This window comes from Macrococcus sp. DPC7161, assembly GCF_004117835.1.
Taxonomy (GTDB): Bacteria; Bacillota; Bacilli; order Staphylococcales; family Staphylococcaceae; genus SDSC01.
Genome location: NZ_SDSC01000004.1, coordinates 214044 through 232302, shown reverse-complemented (window position 1 = coordinate 232302; position 18259 = coordinate 214044). Strand labels below are relative to the sequence as shown.

Annotated in this window: 19 protein-coding genes and 1 pseudogene; 3 read left to right on the top strand and 17 right to left on the bottom strand. The window is 31.6% G+C overall.

Going from position 1 to position 18259, the window contains the following annotated elements:
- Positions 1-51: 51 nt before the first annotated feature.
- From dltD to ER639_RS07890, 8 genes are all read right to left on the bottom strand, one after another.
- Positions 52-1218, bottom strand: a complete 1167-nt coding sequence (dltD, locus tag ER639_RS07925) for a D-alanyl-lipoteichoic acid biosynthesis protein DltD (RefSeq protein WP_129065246.1) — start codon at positions 1216-1218, stop codon at positions 52-54.
- On the bottom strand, positions 1215-1451 hold the full coding sequence (dltC, locus tag ER639_RS07920) for a D-alanine--poly(phosphoribitol) ligase subunit 2 (RefSeq protein ID WP_129065245.1): 237 nt from the start codon (positions 1449-1451) through the stop codon (positions 1215-1217). Before dltC ends, dltD begins: the two co-directional genes overlap by 4 nt.
- Before the next feature lie 11 nt (positions 1452-1462).
- Positions 1463-2677, bottom strand: a complete 1215-nt coding sequence (gene dltB, locus ER639_RS07915; protein WP_129065244.1) for a D-alanyl-lipoteichoic acid biosynthesis protein DltB — start codon at positions 2675-2677, stop codon at positions 1463-1465.
- Positions 2674-4098 (bottom strand): D-alanine--poly(phosphoribitol) ligase subunit DltA, encoded by a 1425-nt coding sequence (gene dltA / locus ER639_RS07910; protein ID WP_129065243.1) that lies wholly within the window; start codon positions 4096-4098, stop codon positions 2674-2676. The genes dltB and dltA overlap by 4 nt, the downstream gene beginning before the upstream one ends.
- Positions 4099-4112: 14 nt before the next feature.
- On the bottom strand, positions 4113-4235 hold the full coding sequence (gene dltX / locus ER639_RS07905) for a teichoic acid D-Ala incorporation-associated protein DltX (RefSeq protein ID WP_129065242.1): 123 nt from the start codon (positions 4233-4235) through the stop codon (positions 4113-4115).
- Positions 4236-4469: 234 nt separating this feature from the next.
- Positions 4470-5423: a 2-hydroxyacid dehydrogenase gene (locus tag ER639_RS07900; RefSeq protein WP_129065241.1), complete on the bottom strand. Its 954-nt coding sequence runs from the start codon at positions 5421-5423 to the stop codon at positions 4470-4472.
- Positions 5424-5427: 4 nt separating this feature from the next.
- The gene (locus ER639_RS07895) at positions 5428-6210 is read right to left on the bottom strand and encodes a TIGR01457 family HAD-type hydrolase (protein WP_129065240.1); all 783 of its coding nucleotides are present in this window, start codon (positions 6208-6210) and stop codon (positions 5428-5430) included.
- Positions 6197-6634, bottom strand: coding sequence for a DUF86 domain-containing protein (locus ER639_RS07890; protein ID WP_129065239.1), 438 nt, complete (start codon positions 6632-6634; stop codon positions 6197-6199). Before ER639_RS07890 ends, ER639_RS07895 begins: the two co-directional genes overlap by 14 nt.
- Before the next feature lie 83 nt (positions 6635-6717).
- Between ER639_RS07890 and ER639_RS07885 the strand changes: the two genes are divergently transcribed.
- Positions 6718-6981, top strand: a complete 264-nt coding sequence (locus tag ER639_RS07885) for a DUF3055 domain-containing protein (protein WP_129065238.1) — start codon at positions 6718-6720, stop codon at positions 6979-6981.
- Between the two features lie 77 nt (positions 6982-7058).
- Here the strand turns inward: ER639_RS07885 and ER639_RS07880 are convergent, their stop codons facing one another.
- The 5 genes and pseudogenes from ER639_RS07880 to ER639_RS07860 all read right to left on the bottom strand — a co-directional run bounded on the left by ER639_RS07880 (position 7059) and on the right by ER639_RS07860 (position 12382).
- On the bottom strand, positions 7059-8183 hold the full coding sequence (locus ER639_RS07880) for a serine hydrolase domain-containing protein (protein ID WP_164993393.1): 1125 nt from the start codon (positions 8181-8183) through the stop codon (positions 7059-7061).
- Positions 8184-8265: 82 nt separating this feature from the next.
- A complete protein-coding gene (locus tag ER639_RS07875; protein WP_129065236.1) occupies positions 8266-9285 on the bottom strand; it encodes a serine hydrolase domain-containing protein in 1020 nt (339 codons plus the stop codon).
- A gap of 392 nt (positions 9286-9677) precedes the next feature.
- A pseudogene (locus ER639_RS12425) lies at positions 9678-10055 on the bottom strand (YutD family protein); the annotation flags it as partial.
- 8 nt (positions 10056-10063) lie between these two features.
- On the bottom strand, positions 10064-10978 hold the full coding sequence (gene lipA / locus ER639_RS07865) for a lipoyl synthase (protein ID WP_129065234.1): 915 nt from the start codon (positions 10976-10978) through the stop codon (positions 10064-10066).
- 84 nt (positions 10979-11062) lie between these two features.
- Positions 11063-12382, bottom strand: a complete 1320-nt coding sequence (locus ER639_RS07860) for a bifunctional metallophosphatase/5'-nucleotidase (RefSeq protein WP_129065233.1) — start codon at positions 12380-12382, stop codon at positions 11063-11065.
- A gap of 118 nt (positions 12383-12500) precedes the next feature.
- On the opposite strand from ER639_RS07860, the gene ER639_RS07855 reads away from it, so the two are divergent.
- The gene (locus ER639_RS07855; RefSeq protein ID WP_129065232.1) at positions 12501-13208 is read left to right on the top strand and encodes an ABC transporter ATP-binding protein; all 708 of its coding nucleotides are present in this window, start codon (positions 12501-12503) and stop codon (positions 13206-13208) included.
- Entirely contained in the window at positions 13205-13978 is a 774-nt protein-coding gene (locus tag ER639_RS07850; RefSeq protein WP_129065231.1) for an ABC transporter permease, read from the top strand. The genes ER639_RS07855 and ER639_RS07850 overlap by 4 nt, the downstream gene beginning before the upstream one ends.
- 73 nt (positions 13979-14051) lie before the next feature.
- Here the strand turns inward: ER639_RS07850 and ER639_RS07845 are convergent, their stop codons facing one another.
- The 4 genes from ER639_RS07845 to sufB form a co-directional block, all read right to left on the bottom strand.
- Entirely contained in the window at positions 14052-14882 is an 831-nt protein-coding gene (locus ER639_RS07845) for a sulfite exporter TauE/SafE family protein (protein WP_129065230.1), read from the bottom strand.
- A 15-nt stretch (positions 14883-14897) separates the two neighbouring features.
- A complete protein-coding gene (locus ER639_RS07840) occupies positions 14898-15746 on the bottom strand; it encodes a DUF72 domain-containing protein (RefSeq protein WP_129065229.1) in 849 nt (282 codons plus the stop codon).
- Between the two features lie 60 nt (positions 15747-15806).
- The gene (locus ER639_RS07835; protein WP_129065228.1) at positions 15807-16733 is read right to left on the bottom strand and encodes a magnesium transporter CorA family protein; all 927 of its coding nucleotides are present in this window, start codon (positions 16731-16733) and stop codon (positions 15807-15809) included.
- A gap of 128 nt (positions 16734-16861) precedes the next feature.
- Entirely contained in the window at positions 16862-18259 is a 1398-nt protein-coding gene (gene sufB, locus ER639_RS07830; protein ID WP_129065227.1) for a Fe-S cluster assembly protein SufB, read from the bottom strand.

Below are 18259 nucleotides of genomic sequence, written 5' to 3'. Positions count from 1 at the left end.
GCTAAAAATGTTTTTACATTCTTAGCGCTTATTAATTTATCCTCAGAAAGATTAGTTAAATTGAATCGGCTTATTATTAATATGACGAATCATTTGTTCATCAATATAAGCCCAACCTTTCCAACCAATATGAACTGCATCACTTAAGAAATAAGGTTCATACTCTTTATTGGTTGCATCATAAAAATCAAATCCTTCTTTATCTACCATTGCATGAATTTTATCGTAAACTTTCCAACGTTTTTTCGAATCAATACCAATATGATCATACCATTTAGCATTTGCTGGTATTGAAATGATTAACGGGTCAGCCTTAGATGCTTTTAATACATCTAATAGTAGTTGAAAATCTTCAAATTCTTTTGAATCTACATAAAACTCATCTGGACGATAAAGTTTCTTTTTATGATGTTGAATCATATTCCAATATTTATTTCTCATAAAGTATGGGTTATTCGTTGCTTGTTTACTACCATACTCAACTGCTGTTTCTCTAATTTGATACCAATCTTGACCTTTTAAATCCACTTGGTCTACTTTTCTGAAACGATTATGTGGTGTCATCATTTTAGATTTCACAATATCGTTTTTCTCAAGTAAATTTGAATATAAACTATCAGCTATCGTCGCTTCTTCATCAACAATTTTAGGTTGATTGTAAGCATAACTTCTCACAAGTGGATCTTTTTTAGTCATTGTAAAATCTAACAATCTAGTGCTCATTCGGCGTTTTAATTTATCCGGTACATTTGGATTATTTAAAAAGTAATCCAGTTGTAATTGTGAATATCTTGCCGAAAAGTTATTATCGTCAATTCCTGTTTTTGTAAACCATTGTGGTGAAATGATAATCGCAAATTTCTTATCTTTAATTTCACCAATACGGCTACCAATATTGATTGCATGAATTAAATCCGTCGAACCACCAGTACCAATAAGGAACGGTGTCTTACCAACGTTCAATTGTTTAAAAACATGCATTGGGTGAAATGGGTCTAATTTTTCTAATTCACTTGAACCAAAAATCGGATAATATTTATTATCATTAAACATGACAGACTGAATGGTACGCCCTTTAAAAGTTGTCTCATTCAAGTTGGCACCGTTACTTGTCGTAATTTTGAATGGTAAGTCTTTTTTGATGACTTCTGGTGGCAACAATATAAAAATACCAAAAATCAAGAAACTGATCAGTGCCGGTAAAAATTTCTTTATCATTTTAAATCTTCTAATACTTTAACGATCATATTTGGCGTTGCCCATTCATCACGATCGAAATCTGTAATTGTTACATCGATATCTAATTGTTCATTAATTTCTAATAATAAACCAACTGTTGCAAATGAATCTAAAATACCTTCGTCAAAAATGCGTACGTCTGGGTTTGTTTTTACGATATCGTTTTCTGCTACTTCTGCTAATAAATTTAATACTTGATCTCTAAATTCCATTTAAATCACTCCTAAAATAGTTTTCCTGAAAAGATTAAAAAGCCGAATGCGACAACATGGAATGTAATGATAATACCAATGATATCCATTACCTTCGCATTAATTTTGTATGGGTGTTTCTTTCTATACTGTTCATAGTAACCATACGCTACAAATAATACACCATGGTACAAACCATATACAATATAAAACCATTCGACACCGTGCCAAATACCCATAATCATAAAGTTTAACATAAAGCCAATATTTGAAATTAATAGCTTATCTTTAATTAACTTCTTCTTTGTAACAAAGAATACAAAACGCATGTAAACCATGTCTCTGAACCAGAATGATAAACTCATATGCCAACGATTCCAGAAGTCTTTAATATTCTTTGATTTGAAAGGTTGATTAAAGTTAGGAGGTGTTTCAATACCCATAATATAACTAAATGCAATTGCAAATAAAGAATACCCTGCAAAGTCAAAGAATAAATAGAAACTATAGGCATACATGTAAATCAATTTCATAAACAACGATGCACTATCAAAGTTAATCATCAAAATGACTTTTTGATTGATTAAATAAGCAATAATGTATTTATACAAAAAGCCCATAAAAATATAGTGAATTGCTTTTTGAAGTAAATCTAAATATTTCTCTCTCGTAAATCCTTTAGTTTCATCTTTGTTAAAACGTTTAAAACGATCGATTGGTCCAGATGAAATCGTAGGGAAAAACGTTAAGAAACGTACTACATCAAATACTTTTATCTCTTTTATACGCTTATCACGGATTTCCATTAATATTTGAATACATTTAAACATAATGTAAGAGATACCTAAGAAACCAATCATTGATTTAATCGGCAATCCATTTACTTGAACAGAATGAAAACCAAACATTGAACTTTGCACAATTTTTACAATTGCTAAAGGTAAAATTGATAAGAAAATTACTGTGTAAAAAATACTTGAAGTATTTTTCGTTTTTACAATCTTTACATAAGACTTTATCAGTACAATTTGGAACACTACAAACAAAATGAAGCTAACCATTTCGTAAGATAATATCGAAATATTAAATAAATTTTTATTAGGATCCTTAAAAATCAACATGATCATAATAAAGGTCACAATGGTATTTAAAATATCGTTACGTTTCCCAAAGAATCCTAATAAAATGACCGGTAATAATAGCCCTAATGCTATAAAGAAAAATAGAAAATCGCCATAAGGAATCATGAAAGAACCTCTTTTAATTGTTTTCTATCTATTTTACCGTTTGGTGTCATCGGTATCATATCTGTAATATTGATTTTTCTTGGAATCATATATTCAGGTAATTTTGTTTGTAATGCTGCTTTAATCGCCGCTTCATCTACTGTTTGGTCATTCAGTACGACTGAAGCAATTAAAAATTGTACTTTGCCTTGTTTTTCAATCGGTGTCACAACTGCTTGTGCAACACCTTCTAATTCCGTAATCGTGTGTTCAATTTCTTCTAATTCCATACGATAACCATTTAATTTGATTTGATAATCAATACGGCCATTTATAAAAACAAGGCCATCTTGTATGCTTGCCTTATCACCTGTTTTATAGTGGCGTACATTATTTTCAGTATAGAATTGTGCTTTTGTTTTTTCTTCGTCTTTAACGTAACCAATACTCACTGCCTTACCAGCAATGACTAATTCTGATTCATCCGTTAAAGAAAGCGTCACATTGTTTCTCGCATAACCAACTGGTAGTGGATTGTATGTTTCAATAATTTCTTTTGTTAATTGAATCCCAGTAACAGCAACTGTTGCCTCAGTAGGACCATATGTATTGTAGATTGCACTATTTGAGAATTTATTAAATAAACTTTGTGCTGTCTTATGTTTTAACACTTCTCCACAGAAATAGAAATGTTTCAAGTTTGGATAATGTGATTCATCAAAGTTTGGTAATAATAATCCCATTTCCATGAATGAAGGTGTTGAAACCCACGCTGAAATTGGGTATTTATTTAAAGTTTCATAAATCATTGCTGGTTTTTTAATCATTTCTTTATCAATCATTACAAGCGCGCTGCCCGTTACTAAAGAAGGATAAACTGCCATTACTGATAAGTCAAATGAAAGCGGTGCTTGGTTTAACCAATAGTTTTCTTCTTGATTAATATATAAACCGTTCATCCATTCAGTAAATTCATTTAAAGATGCCATTAAAATGCTAACACCTTTTGGCATACCTGTTGAACCTGAAGTGAAAATTGTATAAGCAACATCATCTTCTTTAATTCCGTCAAATTTGATATCTGACATTGCTAATGTTTCAGGTTGAATAGTTTCTATACCATCAAATGTAATTGGCGCAGCACCTAAAATAAATTCAGGTTGTACTTTTTCGATGATTTTTTCAACACGATCCATTGGAATTGATGTATCAATAGGCACATAACCTAATCCACTCTTCAATCCAGCTATCATCCCTACAATCATCCATTTTGACATATGGCCGTAAACAATTAATGGTTTATTGGAATGCTTTAACTTGTCTGCTAAATCATTAGAATAACCATTGAGCTCACCATACGTCATTGTTTCATCACGGTGAATAAAACATAATTTATCTGGTGATGTTTCTGTAATTTCATTAATTCGCTTTAATAAATCCATTTTTTTCACCTCAATTAAAATTCATTATAAATAAAGTTATTTTCAACAACGCCACCTGCATAAATCCAAAATAGCGCAAATAAAATCGATAGATATAATAAGGTTAATAAAAACAACTTTAAATTTTCATTTTTCATATGTTCACCTCTTATAATCAATGAACTTATTATATAATATTACAATTATATTTCAAATGTTAATATTAGATTAATTAAATATTTTTGCATGCATATGCACCATTTACTTACAAATCGTTGGTTTTATCGTAATCATTTCGTTCACATTTTTGTCACGATTATAAAATAAAACAACATAAAACCCAAAACAACGTACATTTCATAAAGATTTGTACGTTGGAATTTATTAATGGATTAAATTATAATTTGTGTCTTTGGTTGCTTTCCTCTAGCAATACTTAATGCATTATCAATACACACCTGAATCATCGCATCTCTTGTTTCAGTTGTACTACTTCCGATATGCGGTAACATTGTAATATTAGGTTCATTTAAAAATGGATGGTTCATATCAATCGGTTCCGTTTGATACACATCTAATCCTGCACCTAGAATATCACCATCTTGAATCGCATGCAATAAATCATGCTCTACAACGTGTCCACCTCGGCCAATATTAATAAAATAAGCTGTTTTTTTCATCTTCTTAAAAGCGGATTGATTAAAAATACCTTTTGTTGATTCTGTTAAAGGCGCACAACAAATGATGTAGTCACTTTTTTCTAATAATTCTTCAAATGAAACATAAGTTGCATTCACAGATGCCGCTTCTTTTGACTTTGAACGGTTATGATATAATACATTCATTTCAAAGCCTTTGCATCTTCTGGCAAAAGCTAAACCAATTTTCCCCATACCAAAAATACCAACTGTCTTATGATGAACATCACTGCCTGCTAATAAGTAAGGTGACCACCCTACCCATTTACCATTATGTAACATTTGACTCGCCTCAATCACTCTTCTCGCAGTAGTGAGCATTAATGTAAAAGCAAGTTCCGCCGTAGTTTCTGTAAGTACATCTGGTGTATTGCAAACGATAATGCCTAATTCATGCGCGCAATCAATATCAATATTGTCATAACCAACTGCTAGATTGATAATAGCCTTTAAATGTCTATTCTCTTTTAAAAACGACTCATCAATTTGATCACTTAACATGGTAATAACGATATCACTTTGCTTTGCTTTTTTATTCAATAAGTCCTTTGGCATCGGTTCTAACGTGCTATCATACATATCAACTTTATAATCACTAAGTTGATTAATGAATTTTTCAGGTAACTTTCTCGTGATTAATATTTTCATAATATTAACCTTCTGTATAATACTTTAAGACTTCATTCAAGTCTTTCACTGAATATGTTGGCGGTACTTTTTCTTGCATAACTTGATCATATGTTGATACACCCGTTTGGACATGCAACGTATCAATGCCAGCATTAATGCCACTCATAATATCGGTCATATATAAATCTCCAACCATTACGACGTCTGATTTATTTAAACCAATCATCTCAATGGCTTTGTTCATTATTGGTGCATTAGGTTTACCAATAAACATAGGTGTCACACCAGTCGATACAGAAACAACACTTGTTAAAGCACCATTACCTGGTAAAAATCCACGTTCAGTTGGAATTGATAAATCTGGATTCGTTGAAATAAACTTCGCTCCGTTACGAACTGCTAAACATGCAACCGCTAATTTCTCATAATTGATTTCAACATCTAAACCGATTACCACATAGTCCACATGTTCGTCATCTTTTAATACGAGTCCTTCTTCTTTTAAAGCTGTTTTAATACCCGAACCACCGATACAATAAACTGAAGCACCTGGTGAGGTTTCTTTAATATAAGAAGCCGTTGCCATTGCACTTGTTACTACGTTATTAGGTGTTGAAACAAAGCCCATTTTCGTTAATTTATCACTTACTTCTTCAGGTGTTTTTGAAGCATTATTTGTCACAAATAAATATGGAATTTGTTCTTGGGCTAAATAATCAATAAATTCTTTAGCACCTTCAATTACACGCGTACCTGCGTACATCGTTCCATCTAAGTCTAAAAAGAATCCTTTATATTTTTTCATTTTTTCCACCCTTTCCAAATGCAGTTACTGGCGGTAATTCTTTTTCAATAAATGTATTTACTGATTCCTTAAATGATTGATACGCATCAATATTATCTAAAAATACACGCTTCACTTCATCATGTTTAATATTGATATAATCTCTTACAAACCATTGTCTTAAGTATAATGTATTACTTATCATTACTTTGTGTTCTGTTGAAATTACATGTTCCATTTCTAAAATGTCGATTACATCTTGATAACTGCCAGGATCCCTCATAATAAATCCGTCAATAATCATATTTCCAACATCAACGACACTTTCAATTAACATATGGCATACACGCTCTAATGCAAACCCTGTTTCTAATTCAACTCGATTCGCCAAACCATCAATATAGTCTAACTTTTCATTTAATACTTCTTGATCCACAAAATACATTTCATCGCCTCCATGAATAGTTTATCAAATTTTGAATTCATGTACACTTCAATGTATACTAAATGGTGAACTGGAGGTAAATGATGATAGATTTATTCTTATATGATGATGAAGAAAATGCGAAAATTAGATTTGTAAGTTTTGTAGGCGAAAGTAGACATGATCTTACTTTGATTCAAACTGACCGCCATTACGGCAAGACCATCGTATTAAACACACAATCCAATAAATTCGGTATTATTGGTCGTGATGATTTAGAAGAGCCAGGATATATTGAATACGCACTGGGAGTGTCAGAGACCGATGCTGAAGAAATTAAATCATTTCTTAATGATGTCATCGGCTAATTTTTATTCATAACTAAATAAAAATAATAAAGCGTCTAAGACAGTATTATTGTCTTAGACGCTTTAATTTTAATTAATTATTGATAAGCTTTTTGATTCATATTTTTTTCAACTTTTTTAAATATTTTACCTAATAAATTTTCATTATTTTTAATTTCAGAAGGTTTCAATTTATTATTATTCAAAACTACAACAACATTTCTATTAAACCAACATACACTATCCGTATCAAAGAAATAGCCTCTCATACGATAGTATCCTGGCTTTTTATAGAAACCATAGCGATATGCTTGTTCTGTAAAATCATTAGACAAGATTTGTTGCATCACGACTGGATTAAATAACTTTCCATGAATAAATTGATTCGCAAATTGACCAATATCTTTACTCGACATATATACATTACCAGCACCATAAAAACGGTCTAAAAACTGGGCAGGGTCATAAATCCATTGATTGTTTGAATATTTTAATCCTGTAACAAAATAACGTTTAAAGTTTGGATTATCAAAAAAACCAGATTGATTTAAATGAAGCGGCTTAAAAACGTTATTTTGTAAGACGACTTCATAAGGTTGATGTGTCACATTTTCAATTACTTTTGCAAGTAATATATAGTTCACATCTCTATATACAAATTTACCATAATTTTTTGGGTTAACACCATTTTCAATAATTTTTTTAACTGCACCATCTAATCCAGGACCTGCTTCTCGAGCTTTAAACGGCTGCAGTCCGCTTTGATGTAGTAATAAATCTTTAATACGAATTGTTACATATGGGAAGTTGGGGATATATTTTTTTACAGGATCATTAACGTTAATTTTTCCATCAAGTTCAAGTTGTTTAATAAGCATCCCAGTTAACATCTTATTTGATGAGCCAATTAAATACATACTATCTTTTGTTAATCGCTTAGAATGGTCAGGTGAAGCATATCCATAAGCTTGATTCATGATTTCTTTATTTTTATATAACACATACACATTACCGTTAAAGTGATTTTTCTTTAACATTTGATCAATTTCTTTGTACATTTTTTTATTAGTTGCTTTAGGTATCGTTTCTTTCGCCATCACTGTTTGTCGTTGATTGTTCAAATGAAATTGTTTTTTTGCTAATACACCAACTGCAATTGCTGAACTCAAAACGACTAAAGATATGAAAATACTTACAATACTCATCATCCATTTTTTATTCATCGTAACCATCCCTATTTCAAAACTATATTAAAAAAGTAAAGCAAATTGTAAAAAATGTCAATCAAATTTATTAATGAATCAATTATTTAATTAATTCAAAAATTGACTTTAATATATCTTCTAGTTTTCCACTGTCATTTGTATCACTCATATTAGTCCCAATAATAATGTTCATATCCTTGTTAAAATAATTAATCACATCAAATCCATGAATACAGCCTCGTATACGTAAATAACCATCTCTCACTGAAATACCATTTCGGTATTTTTGTGATTTGTAAGGTAATGCTCTTAAAATATGATTCATTTTCTCTTCATTAAAAATATCACCATTAACAAATGCCTTACTTAATTTTTGAATATCTTTTAATGACATTTTTAAGTGGCCTGCACCTATATATTGATCTAAATCTTCTTTTCTATACTCTATAAGTAACATCCCTTTTTTATAACTACCTATTAAATTGATTTTATGATTTTCAAAATAGGTTTCATTTAATCCATAAGGGTTAATCAGTCTTTCTGTAACAACAGATTGATAACTTTGCTTTGTTAAAATTTCGATAATTTTTGCTAAAAGTACATAATTGGCATCATTATACACGTATTTAGGTTTGTTATTACGTGTTAGCGTACAAATATTCAAAATGGCTTCATCAATACCATGAATATTATTTTTCGTTTCATATGTTTCCAATCCACTTCGATGCAACAATAGATCCTCAATGGTCACTTCAGGATAGTTAAACAATGGGATATATTTCGAAACTGAATCTGAATAACTCAATTCTTTTTCATCTATTAATTGTTCAATAATAATACCTGTGACAAATTTTGAAATTGAACCTGCATAATAAATGGCATCTTCACCAATTAACGTTTTATGAGATAAATTTTCAAACCCTTGTACCCATTCAAAATAAGTATTATTTTTTTCGATAATCAATTGGCCATTAAAATGTGAGTGCTTTAGTAACTGAATAATACTTTGTTGTGTTGCCTCATCTAAGGTTGAGTTTGATGCAAATCGTTGCTTGGCACTATTCATTTGTAATTGTTGTATCAAATGATGTAAATAAATCATGTCTAATGTTATGCGCATTTCATCACTTCCTTATTTAGATAATGCTATTATATGTAAACCAAATGAGAAAATATAGATGAGTATATGAAAATCAAATGAAAAAAGTTGAGACAAAAGTTATTATCACCTAATGATAAACAGTCTAAACGGCGGAACATAAGTTGCCACTACAACAAAAACCGAACAAAAACGATAAATCAAAAAGCGATTTATACGTTTTGTCCGGTTTTTGCTTGTGGCAGAACACTTATGTCCCAGCCTCTCTCTTAAATTTACTTTAAAAAATATTTAAATGTTTTATTATCAACATCTGAGTCATCTTGGTCAGTAGATAATAGTTCTACATCTACTTGTTCATCCTTTTGTATAGGTACTTTAATAGGCTCTTCAGTAATCAATTCTACTTGTTGCTCGGTTTGGTGTACCTCTTCTTGAATAAATTCATTATAATCAGAATCCGTCTCCGTTGGAACATCTGTAATGGTTTCTGGTTGCTTAAGTTTCGTAACTTCTGATGCATTAAGGCGTCTTAGAACAAAATATGCACAACCAAAATTACAAGATTCATAGATGTAGTCTAGAATAGTTGAAAAACGTTTATTCACTTCAGAATTTTTCTTATTGTCTTCAACAAAACCTCGTAACCTTAATTGTTCAAAACCAATGTCACCAACAATATATGGATATCGATCAAGTACTTCACTGTATCTATTTTTAAATTGTTCTAAATTAAATCCTTCTTTATGATTTACTAACAATTCAAAGTAGTGTTCGCCAACTTGTATCAAATTCTCACCTACTTCAGTAACGATTCACCAATCTCGTGTCTACGCTTCGCTGCAGCATTAACTTGCTCATCTGCATGATACGAACTTCTAACCATTGGCCCAGCCTGGCAATGTTTAAAGCCTTTTTCCATAGCAATTTTGCGTAATTTACCGAATTCTAATGGTGTATAGTATTTTTGTACTTTAAGATGTTTACGTGTTGGTTGTAAATATTGCCCAATCGTCATAATATCAACATCGTTTGCTCTTAAATCATCCATAACTTCTAAAATTTCTTCCCAAGTTTCTCCTAAACCAACCATCAAGCTTGATTTTGTTGGGATTTCTGGATGTAATTCTTTAGAACGACGTAATACTTCTAAAGAACGATCATAAGTCGCTCTTGCACGAACTCTTGGTGTTAAGCGTCTTACTGTTTCAATGTTATGGTTTAAAATATCTGGTTTCGCTGCAAGTAAAGTTTCCCAGTTTTCGAAACTACCACCCATATCTGATGGTAATACTTCAATTGATGTATAAGGATTACGTTCGCGAACTTTACGAATTGTTTCAGCATAAATATTTGCGCCACCATCTTTTAAATCATCTCGAGCAACGGCAGTAATAACGACGTGCTTTAAGTTCATTAATTCTACTGACTCTGCTACTTTTTCTGGTTCTTGTAAATCAAGTTCATTTGGTAAACCTGTTTTTACCGCACAGAATCGACAAGCACGTGTACACACAGCACCTAAAATCATAAATGTCGCAGTACGACGTTCTGCCCAGCATTCATGAATATTAGGACATTTTGCTTCTTCACATACTGTATGTAAATTACGCTCACGCATAATTTTTTTAAGTCCAGTATAATTTTGATTTGTATTTAATTTTATTTTTAACCATTCCGGTTTTCTTAAAATCTCTTCATTTTTCGTTGCCAATCTAATCCCTCCAGTGTTGAGTTCATTATATCGAACATTTAACTGATTGAAAACTCATTGTTGTTAAATTTTATATAATTACCACTATTTACTTTCAATTAAAGCTGATGCCATAACATCTCTTAAAAATTCTGGCATGATATACTCTTTTTCGTTATGCACAAATTGTGGGAAAAATCGACCAAATGTATACATATCTAGCGTTGCTAGAATATAAGTCTTATGATTATCTATTAATTTATTATCGACAAAATAACTTTGTGAAGATTTAATGTAACCAATATTATCTAAAACATACATACCAAATACATCTCCTCTAAAACCAAAGCCTTTAATCACATCATGTTTATGTTCATGTTGAAAGCTCATATTAATAACTTCTTTTAATTCACGACCCGATAATTTAATTTTTACAGGATTTATAGGATGTGGCAACATTGCATGAAGGTGATAATTTGTAAAGTGCTCACCTGAATAACCTTTTACAATTAATCCAGAATTAATAAGGGCACAATCCGCATTTAAATATTCTTTTAAAGCATGTGCTAAAAATGCTGTCGAATATGAGGCACTGAATAATCGTCTCGGTAATTCAAATGAACCCTTGGTAACTTCCTCACTTAAAAGCTTTTTCCCACGTTCATAATAATCATCACTCATATTTCGAAGTGCATCTGTATCAATCAATTTAGCAGTCTTGTTGCATAATTGATTGCCTTCAAAAGTTAAAGTCATTTCACCTAAGTAATTACCATATCTTCCTGCTGCACCAATCAAGACGCCATTGACATATTCACCTGTTTCGAAATAATGGTGTGTATGTGCACCTAAAATTATATCAATGCCATTGATTTCTTCAGCGATTCTTCTATCAGCAAACTTGCCTAAGTGACTTAAAATCACGATGACATCTACTTGTGATTTAATTGCTTCTACTTCATCTTTAATCGCTTCTATCGGTTCAGTCACTATCCATCCTAATGATTTATAAAACGGTGTAAACTCAGCTGTTGCACCAATAAATCCAAGACGGATGCCTTCGATTTCCTTAATAACAGATTTTTTAATATTGTTTGGTAACTGATTTTTTTCATCAAATAAGTTGCAACACGTCACTTCAAATTCTGCATGATCATATAAAGTATTGAAATCATCAAAATTTAATGTGATGCCTTCATTATTGCCAATCGTTACAACGTCTACTGTACTCGCGTTTAATATATCAATATTTCCTTTTCCTAAAGTCGCTTCTGTATAAGGATGACTCCTATCAACATGATCTCCAATATCTACATATAACAATGCCTTATATTCTGAACGTTGATCTTTAATATATCTTGAGATTTTATCATAATTTGATAAGTAACTATGTATATCGTTTGAATGAAATAATTTAATTTCCATATTGAATCCCCCGACGTTATGATGCACGTTTACTTATGATACTATTAAAATAATTGTTAAACTAATAGTATCACAAGTTGTTTCACAATCGAATATTTTCATATTAAGGAGTCAAAACATGATTCAATTTAAAAATGTTACATACCAAATTGATGATCAAGTCATTTTGTCTAATTTAAATTTTACAATCCCTCCACAAAAAATCACTGCACTCATCGGACCTTCAGGTGCAGGTAAAAGTACTTTATTAAAATTAATCAGCACTTTGATTAGTCCAACGAGCGGTAATATTTTAATCGATGAGCGTTCAATACATGACATCAACATTATTGAACATCGTAAAAGTATCGGATTTGCATTGCAAAGTGCACCTATGATTTATGGCTCTGTTTTCGACAATTTAAACTTGCCAAAAAAATTATTTCAGCAAACATTATCAGATTTAGAAGCACAGCAATTACTCGATTCCGTTCAATTAAATGATCTCAAACTCACCCAAGATGTCTCAAAACTTTCAGGTGGACAAAGACAAAGATTAAGTATTGCAAGAACACTTGTGAATCGACCAAGTATTTTACTACTTGATGAAATCACGTCAAGTTTAGACGTTAAGAACGTTCAAACCATTGAAAAGTTAGTCCGAGACATCCAACAAAAATACAAATTAACGGTCATTTGGATTACCCATGATGTTCATCAAGCGTCACGTATGAGCGATGAATTCATAATGTTAAAAGAAGGGTCGTTTATTACACAAGGGGATTCCAATACTTTATTTCAATCAACAAATCATACGTTACAGCAATTTTTGGAGGACGTACAATGACCTATTTTCAACTATCTCTTACATTAATATTTGTATTAATTCCTTTAGTACTAAGCTATACATTAAAACTCGGTTTAGAAAAAGATATCCTGATTGCAACTATAAGAAGTACGATACAATTATTGTTAGTCGGCTACCTACTAACATTTGTGTTTGATGGTAATCATCCAATCTATATGCTTTTGATGATTCTATTAATGATTGTTGCCGCTACTCAAAATATCATAAAAAAAGGAAAGGGCATAAAAGGCATTACATGGATGATTATGCTTTCAATGATTTCTGTAGAAATCATTACACAAGGTGTCTTACTCATCTTTCACATCATTCCGTTTGAAGCAAGGTATGTCATTCCAATTAGTGGCATGATGATCGGTAACTCAATGGTGTTAAGTTTACTATTTTTAAATCGATTTACTAGTGAAGTTACACATCAACAAGACCAAATTGAATTGATTTTAAGTTTAGGCGGTAATGAAAAACAAGCTATCCATAATGCTTTAATGAGTGCAATTAAAAATGCGATGATACCGACCATAGAAAGTTTGAAAACAATGGGGTTAGTGCAACTTCCAGGAATGATGAGTGGTCAAATTATTGGTGGTGCTGATCCGATGGTAGCTGTTCAATTTCAAATACTCGTACTATTCTTGTTAATGACCGCTGCCACACTTTCAAGTGTCATTGTTGGATTTCTTAGCTATAAAACATTATTCAATCAACATATGCAATTTATTGGATTATATGAAAAAGAAACAACGAAACAATGAGGACGGAACAAAAGCGTTTGGCGACCGCTGATAATACGAAAAATAGGTTGAGACATTATGTCTCAACCTATTTTTATCCCATCACAGATTTGATTATCAAATATACACCTAATGCCATTAGGATCAGTCTAAGTAACAATACAACGGTATCGGATTTGATATTTTTATTCACTTTAACACCAATATTTGCACCGATAATACTTGCAATAATTAAGATTACTGCATAACCCCACATCACATGCCCTTGAATAATATGACTTGTTGCACCTGTTAAACTGGAAACAAAAATCATAATCATACTCGTTCCAACAGCAATATGTGGTGGCATTAAAAAGACGATAATCATTAATGGTGTCATTAATGCACCACCACCAATACCAAACAATCCTGTTAAACAACCTACAAAAAACGTTGCGATGACTGCTGGAATTGGAGCGATACTGTAGTGATAAACTTTTCCTTCTTTATCAGTAAACGTCTTCGTATATGCTTCATTTTGAAACAGTTTTATCGGTTTAAATCGATTTCTAACCATTAATATAATGCTCATAAAGATTAAGAACATACCAAAATACAAATTAAAGCTATGAATGGTTAAAAATTGACTAAAGTATGCTCCAACAATCGCCCCAGGAATAATACCTATCATAAAAATAAATGCATTTTTTAGATCTGCTTGTTTGTTCTTTAAATAAGCGATTGATGCTGATAGTCCTGTGGATATTAATATCACTGTAGACGTCCCAATGGCTGTTTGTGGTGTAATACCATGAAGTATCGCATGTTCACCAAGAAAAATAAGCGTTGGTACAATGATGATACCGCCACCGATACCAACGATAGCACCGATTATCGCAGAACCCACACCGAGCGCTATTAAAATTAAAATTGTTGTAATACTCATAAGACACTTCCTTAATTAAAATAAACTGAGTTGCATATCATTTAAACCTTCATAATGCAGATTTAATATTTCTATAAATCGTTTTGCATTCTTCGCTGCGTGCCCACCACTATTATTATTAAAGACACAATAAATATCCTCACATTTGTGTGCTAATATACGAATCGACTCTGCTAAACTTTGAAGTTCCGCTTTATTATAATCATATAAATACCTGACATCTCGCCACTCTTGATCGCTCATATCTTGCTTTGTCCATCCGTGAACATTTCGACCATGATACCTTACAAAAGCAGTACTATGTGTTACACGATTAACAAATGGTATGCATCCAGTACCTACTTGTGGCTCATCACAAACAGCATGAATAAGTTGTTGCTCATATAAAAACGTTAACGTATGCTCTTTCATATCGCCTTCAAACCAACTAGTGTGCCTAAATTCAATCGTTAATGGATATCTTTTTAAGTGTTCCTTTAAATATAAAATATAATTGATATGTTTTGTATTACAATCGAACCATGGGGGAAATTGTATTAAAATTGCACCTAACTTTCCACTGACATACATCGGTTCAATCATTTGAATGAATTGTTGCATCAATGCTGCACGACTTTCTGCAAAATCTTCAACGGGCGCATGGGTCGTAAGCGCTTGATGAATTTTCACAATAAATTTAAATTTTTCTGGTGTTTCTTTCAACCACTTTTGTATATTACGATCAGGTTGTATCGAGTAATACGTTGCATCTAATTCTACAATTGGAAAGTGTGCACCATACGTTCTTAATTTATCTTTCTTATTGCTCAAATCCTCATAAAGTAAATCATGATCTCCCCAACCTGTTAATCCAATATAAATCATATGATCACCTGTTATTATTTTAACATAAAAATAAGGCCCTTAAATTTAAGGGACCTTGTGCTATTTAAAAATATTTCTTTGCAATAAAAATAGAAACGTTAAAAACATCATCACAAAAGCAACACCGATTGTACCAATCCAAGTTAAATTCGGTAAATGTACATTCATACCAAAGAAACTAAAAACAAGTGTCGGTAAAGTTAAAAACACCGTAAATAATGTTAATACTTTCATGATATTGTTCATTTCATTACTTATTAAAGATGAATATGAGCCTGTGATACTTTCTAAAATTCGTGTATAAAGCTCTGTTGTATTCATTGCTTGTGTGTTTTCAATCATTAAATCTTCAAGTAATTCTTTATCTTCATCATAAAGTTTGATTGATCTTGATCTGAATATTTTTTTAATCGTATCTCCATTTGCTGTTAACGATGTTAAGAAATAAACTAAAGATTTTTCAATTTCCATTAATTCATACAATTGCTTACTCGTTAAAGAATGTCTCAAATTACTTTCAATCTTTACTCGCTCACGATTGATTTTCTTTAATGTATTATTGTATTTAGTAGATACTGTTAATAAAACTTCTAATAAAAATCGAGATTTCATTCTTAAATCAAATTTACGGTTAATCAATTTATTAAACATATCATGTTCATGAGAACAAATCGTAATAATATAGCCTTTGCTTAAAATAATACCGATTGGCACTGTAATATATGATTCTGTTTGTCTAATATTTTTATCAACGATTGGAAAGTCACTAATAATTAACGTACTATTCGTATCTTCATCATATTCAATACGTGCACTTTCTTCAGGATCTAATGGGTCTTCAATAAACTCAATAGGAATATTGAAGTATTCAGCAACTTCTTCCATTTCTTCACGGGAGGGTTGTATTAAATTGACCCAGTTATTGTACTGGAACTTATCAGATTTAATCATTGTCATTTCATCAGAGTTTACATATGTAGTTATCATGAAATGCCCTCCTCTCTTTTCGTACTTAAATAGGTTACCCTAAAAATTAAATAAATGCTACATTTTTTACTGATAGAAACAATAAAAAAGAGACCAGCATATACTGATCTCTTAAAATTCAACTGAAATTATCCGATAGAACCTTCCATTTCAAACTTGATTAAACGGTTCATTTCTACTGCATATTCCATTGGTAATTCTTTTGTAAATGGTTCAATAAAGCCCATTACGATCATTTCAGTTGCTTCTTCTTCTGAAATACCACGGCTCATTAAGTAGAATAATTGTTCTTCTGATACTTTAGAAACTTTCGCTTCATGTTCTAATGAGATGTTATCATTCATTACTTCATTATATGGAATCGTATCTGATGTAGACTCATTATCCATAATTAAAGTATCACATTCGATATTTGAACGTGCACCTGTAGCTTTACGTCCAAAATGAACGATACCACGATATACTACTTTACCACCTTGTTTAGAAATCGATTTAGAAACAATTGTAGAAGACGTGTTTGGAGCCATGTGCATCATTTTTGCACCAGCATCTTGAACTTGTCCTTTACCAGCTAAAGCGATAGATAATGTCATACCTCGAGCACCTTCACCTAATAAATAACATGCTGGGTATTTCATCGTTAATTTAGAACCGATGTTACCATCAATCCATTCCATTGTTCCGTTTTCATAAACAAATGTACGTTTTGTAACTAAGTTATACACGTTATTTGCCCAGTTTTGAATTGTTGTATAACGGCAATATGCGTCTTTTTTAACAATGATTTCAACAACTGCTGAGTGTAATGAATTTGTTGTATAAACTGGCGCTGTACAACCTTCAACATAATGTACACTTGCACCTTCATCAACAATGATTAATGTACGTTCAAATTGACCCATGTTTTCAGAGTTGATACGGAAGTATGCTTGTAATGGTGTTTCTAATTTAACGTTTTTAGGTACGTAAATGAATGATCCACCAGACCAAACTGCTGAGTTTAGCGCTGCGAATTTATTATCTGCAGGCGGAATAACACTTCCAAAATGCTCTTTGAAAATATCTTCATTTTCACGTAATGCTGAATCTGTATCTTTAAAGATAATGCCTTGAGCTTCTAAATCTTCTTGCATGTTGTGGTAAACAACTTCAGATTCATATTGTGCAGATACACCCGCTAAATATTTTTGTTCAGCTTCAGGAATACCTAATTTATCAAATGTATTTTTAATTTCTTCAGGCACTTCATCCCAAGAACGTTCTGTATGCTCAGATGGCTTAACGTAGTATGTGATTTCATCAAAGTTTAATTCTGATAAATCTCCACCCCACATTGGCATTGGCATTTTATAGAATTGTTTTAATGATTTTAAGCGGAAGTTTAACATCCACTCAGGTTCTTCTTTCATTTTTGATATCTCGCGTACGATTTCTTCAGTTAATCCACGTTCAGAACGGAAAATAGAAACGTCTTTATCATGGAATCCATATTTGTAATCCCCTACATCAGGTGCTTTTTTAGCCAA

What these genes read in the sequence shown, in the direction of transcription:
- ER639_RS07835 (WP_129065228.1), bottom strand. Translation starts at nt 16,733, where the DNA reads ATGATAACTACATATGTAAACTCTGATGAAATGACAATGATTAAATCT.
- ER639_RS07900 (WP_129065241.1), bottom strand. Translation starts at nt 5,423, where the DNA reads ATGAAAATATTAATCACGAGAAAGTTACCTGAAAAATTCATTAATCAA.
- dltA (WP_129065243.1), bottom strand. Translation starts at nt 4,098, where the DNA reads ATGGATTTATTAAAGCGAATTAATGAAATTACAGAAACATCACCAGAT.
- ER639_RS07860 (WP_129065233.1), bottom strand. Translation starts at nt 12,382, where the DNA reads ATGGAAATTAAATTATTTCATTCAAACGATATACATAGTTACTTATCA.
- dltB (WP_129065244.1), bottom strand. Translation starts at nt 2,677, where the DNA reads ATGATTCCTTATGGCGATTTTCTATTTTTCTTTATAGCATTAGGGCTA.
- ER639_RS07840 (WP_129065229.1), bottom strand. Translation starts at nt 15,746, where the DNA reads ATGATTTATATTGGATTAACAGGTTGGGGAGATCATGATTTACTTTAT.
- ER639_RS07845 (WP_129065230.1), bottom strand. Translation starts at nt 14,882, where the DNA reads ATGAGTATTACAACAATTTTAATTTTAATAGCGCTCGGTGTGGGTTCT.
- dltD (WP_129065246.1), bottom strand. Translation starts at nt 1,218, where the DNA reads ATGATAAAGAAATTTTTACCGGCACTGATCAGTTTCTTGATTTTTGGT.
- ER639_RS07890 (WP_129065239.1), bottom strand. Translation starts at nt 6,634, where the DNA reads ATGTATTTTGTGGATCAAGAAGTATTAAATGAAAAGTTAGACTATATT.
- ER639_RS07880 (WP_164993393.1), bottom strand. Translation starts at nt 8,183, where the DNA reads ATGAATAAAAAATGGATGATGAGTATTGTAAGTATTTTCATATCTTTA.
- dltC (WP_129065245.1), bottom strand. Translation starts at nt 1,451, where the DNA reads ATGGAATTTAGAGATCAAGTATTAAATTTATTAGCAGAAGTAGCAGAA.
- dltX (WP_129065242.1), bottom strand. Translation starts at nt 4,235, where the DNA reads ATGAAAAATGAAAATTTAAAGTTGTTTTTATTAACCTTATTATATCTA.
- ER639_RS07895 (WP_129065240.1), bottom strand. Translation starts at nt 6,210, where the DNA reads ATGAAAAAATATAAAGGATTCTTTTTAGACTTAGATGGAACGATGTAC.
- ER639_RS07850 (WP_129065231.1), top strand. Translation starts at nt 13,205, where the DNA reads ATGACCTATTTTCAACTATCTCTTACATTAATATTTGTATTAATTCCT.
- ER639_RS07875 (WP_129065236.1), bottom strand. Translation starts at nt 9,285, where the DNA reads ATGCGCATAACATTAGACATGATTTATTTACATCATTTGATACAACAA.
- ER639_RS07855 (WP_129065232.1), top strand. Translation starts at nt 12,501, where the DNA reads ATGATTCAATTTAAAAATGTTACATACCAAATTGATGATCAAGTCATT.
- ER639_RS07885 (WP_129065238.1), top strand. Translation starts at nt 6,718, where the DNA reads ATGATAGATTTATTCTTATATGATGATGAAGAAAATGCGAAAATTAGA.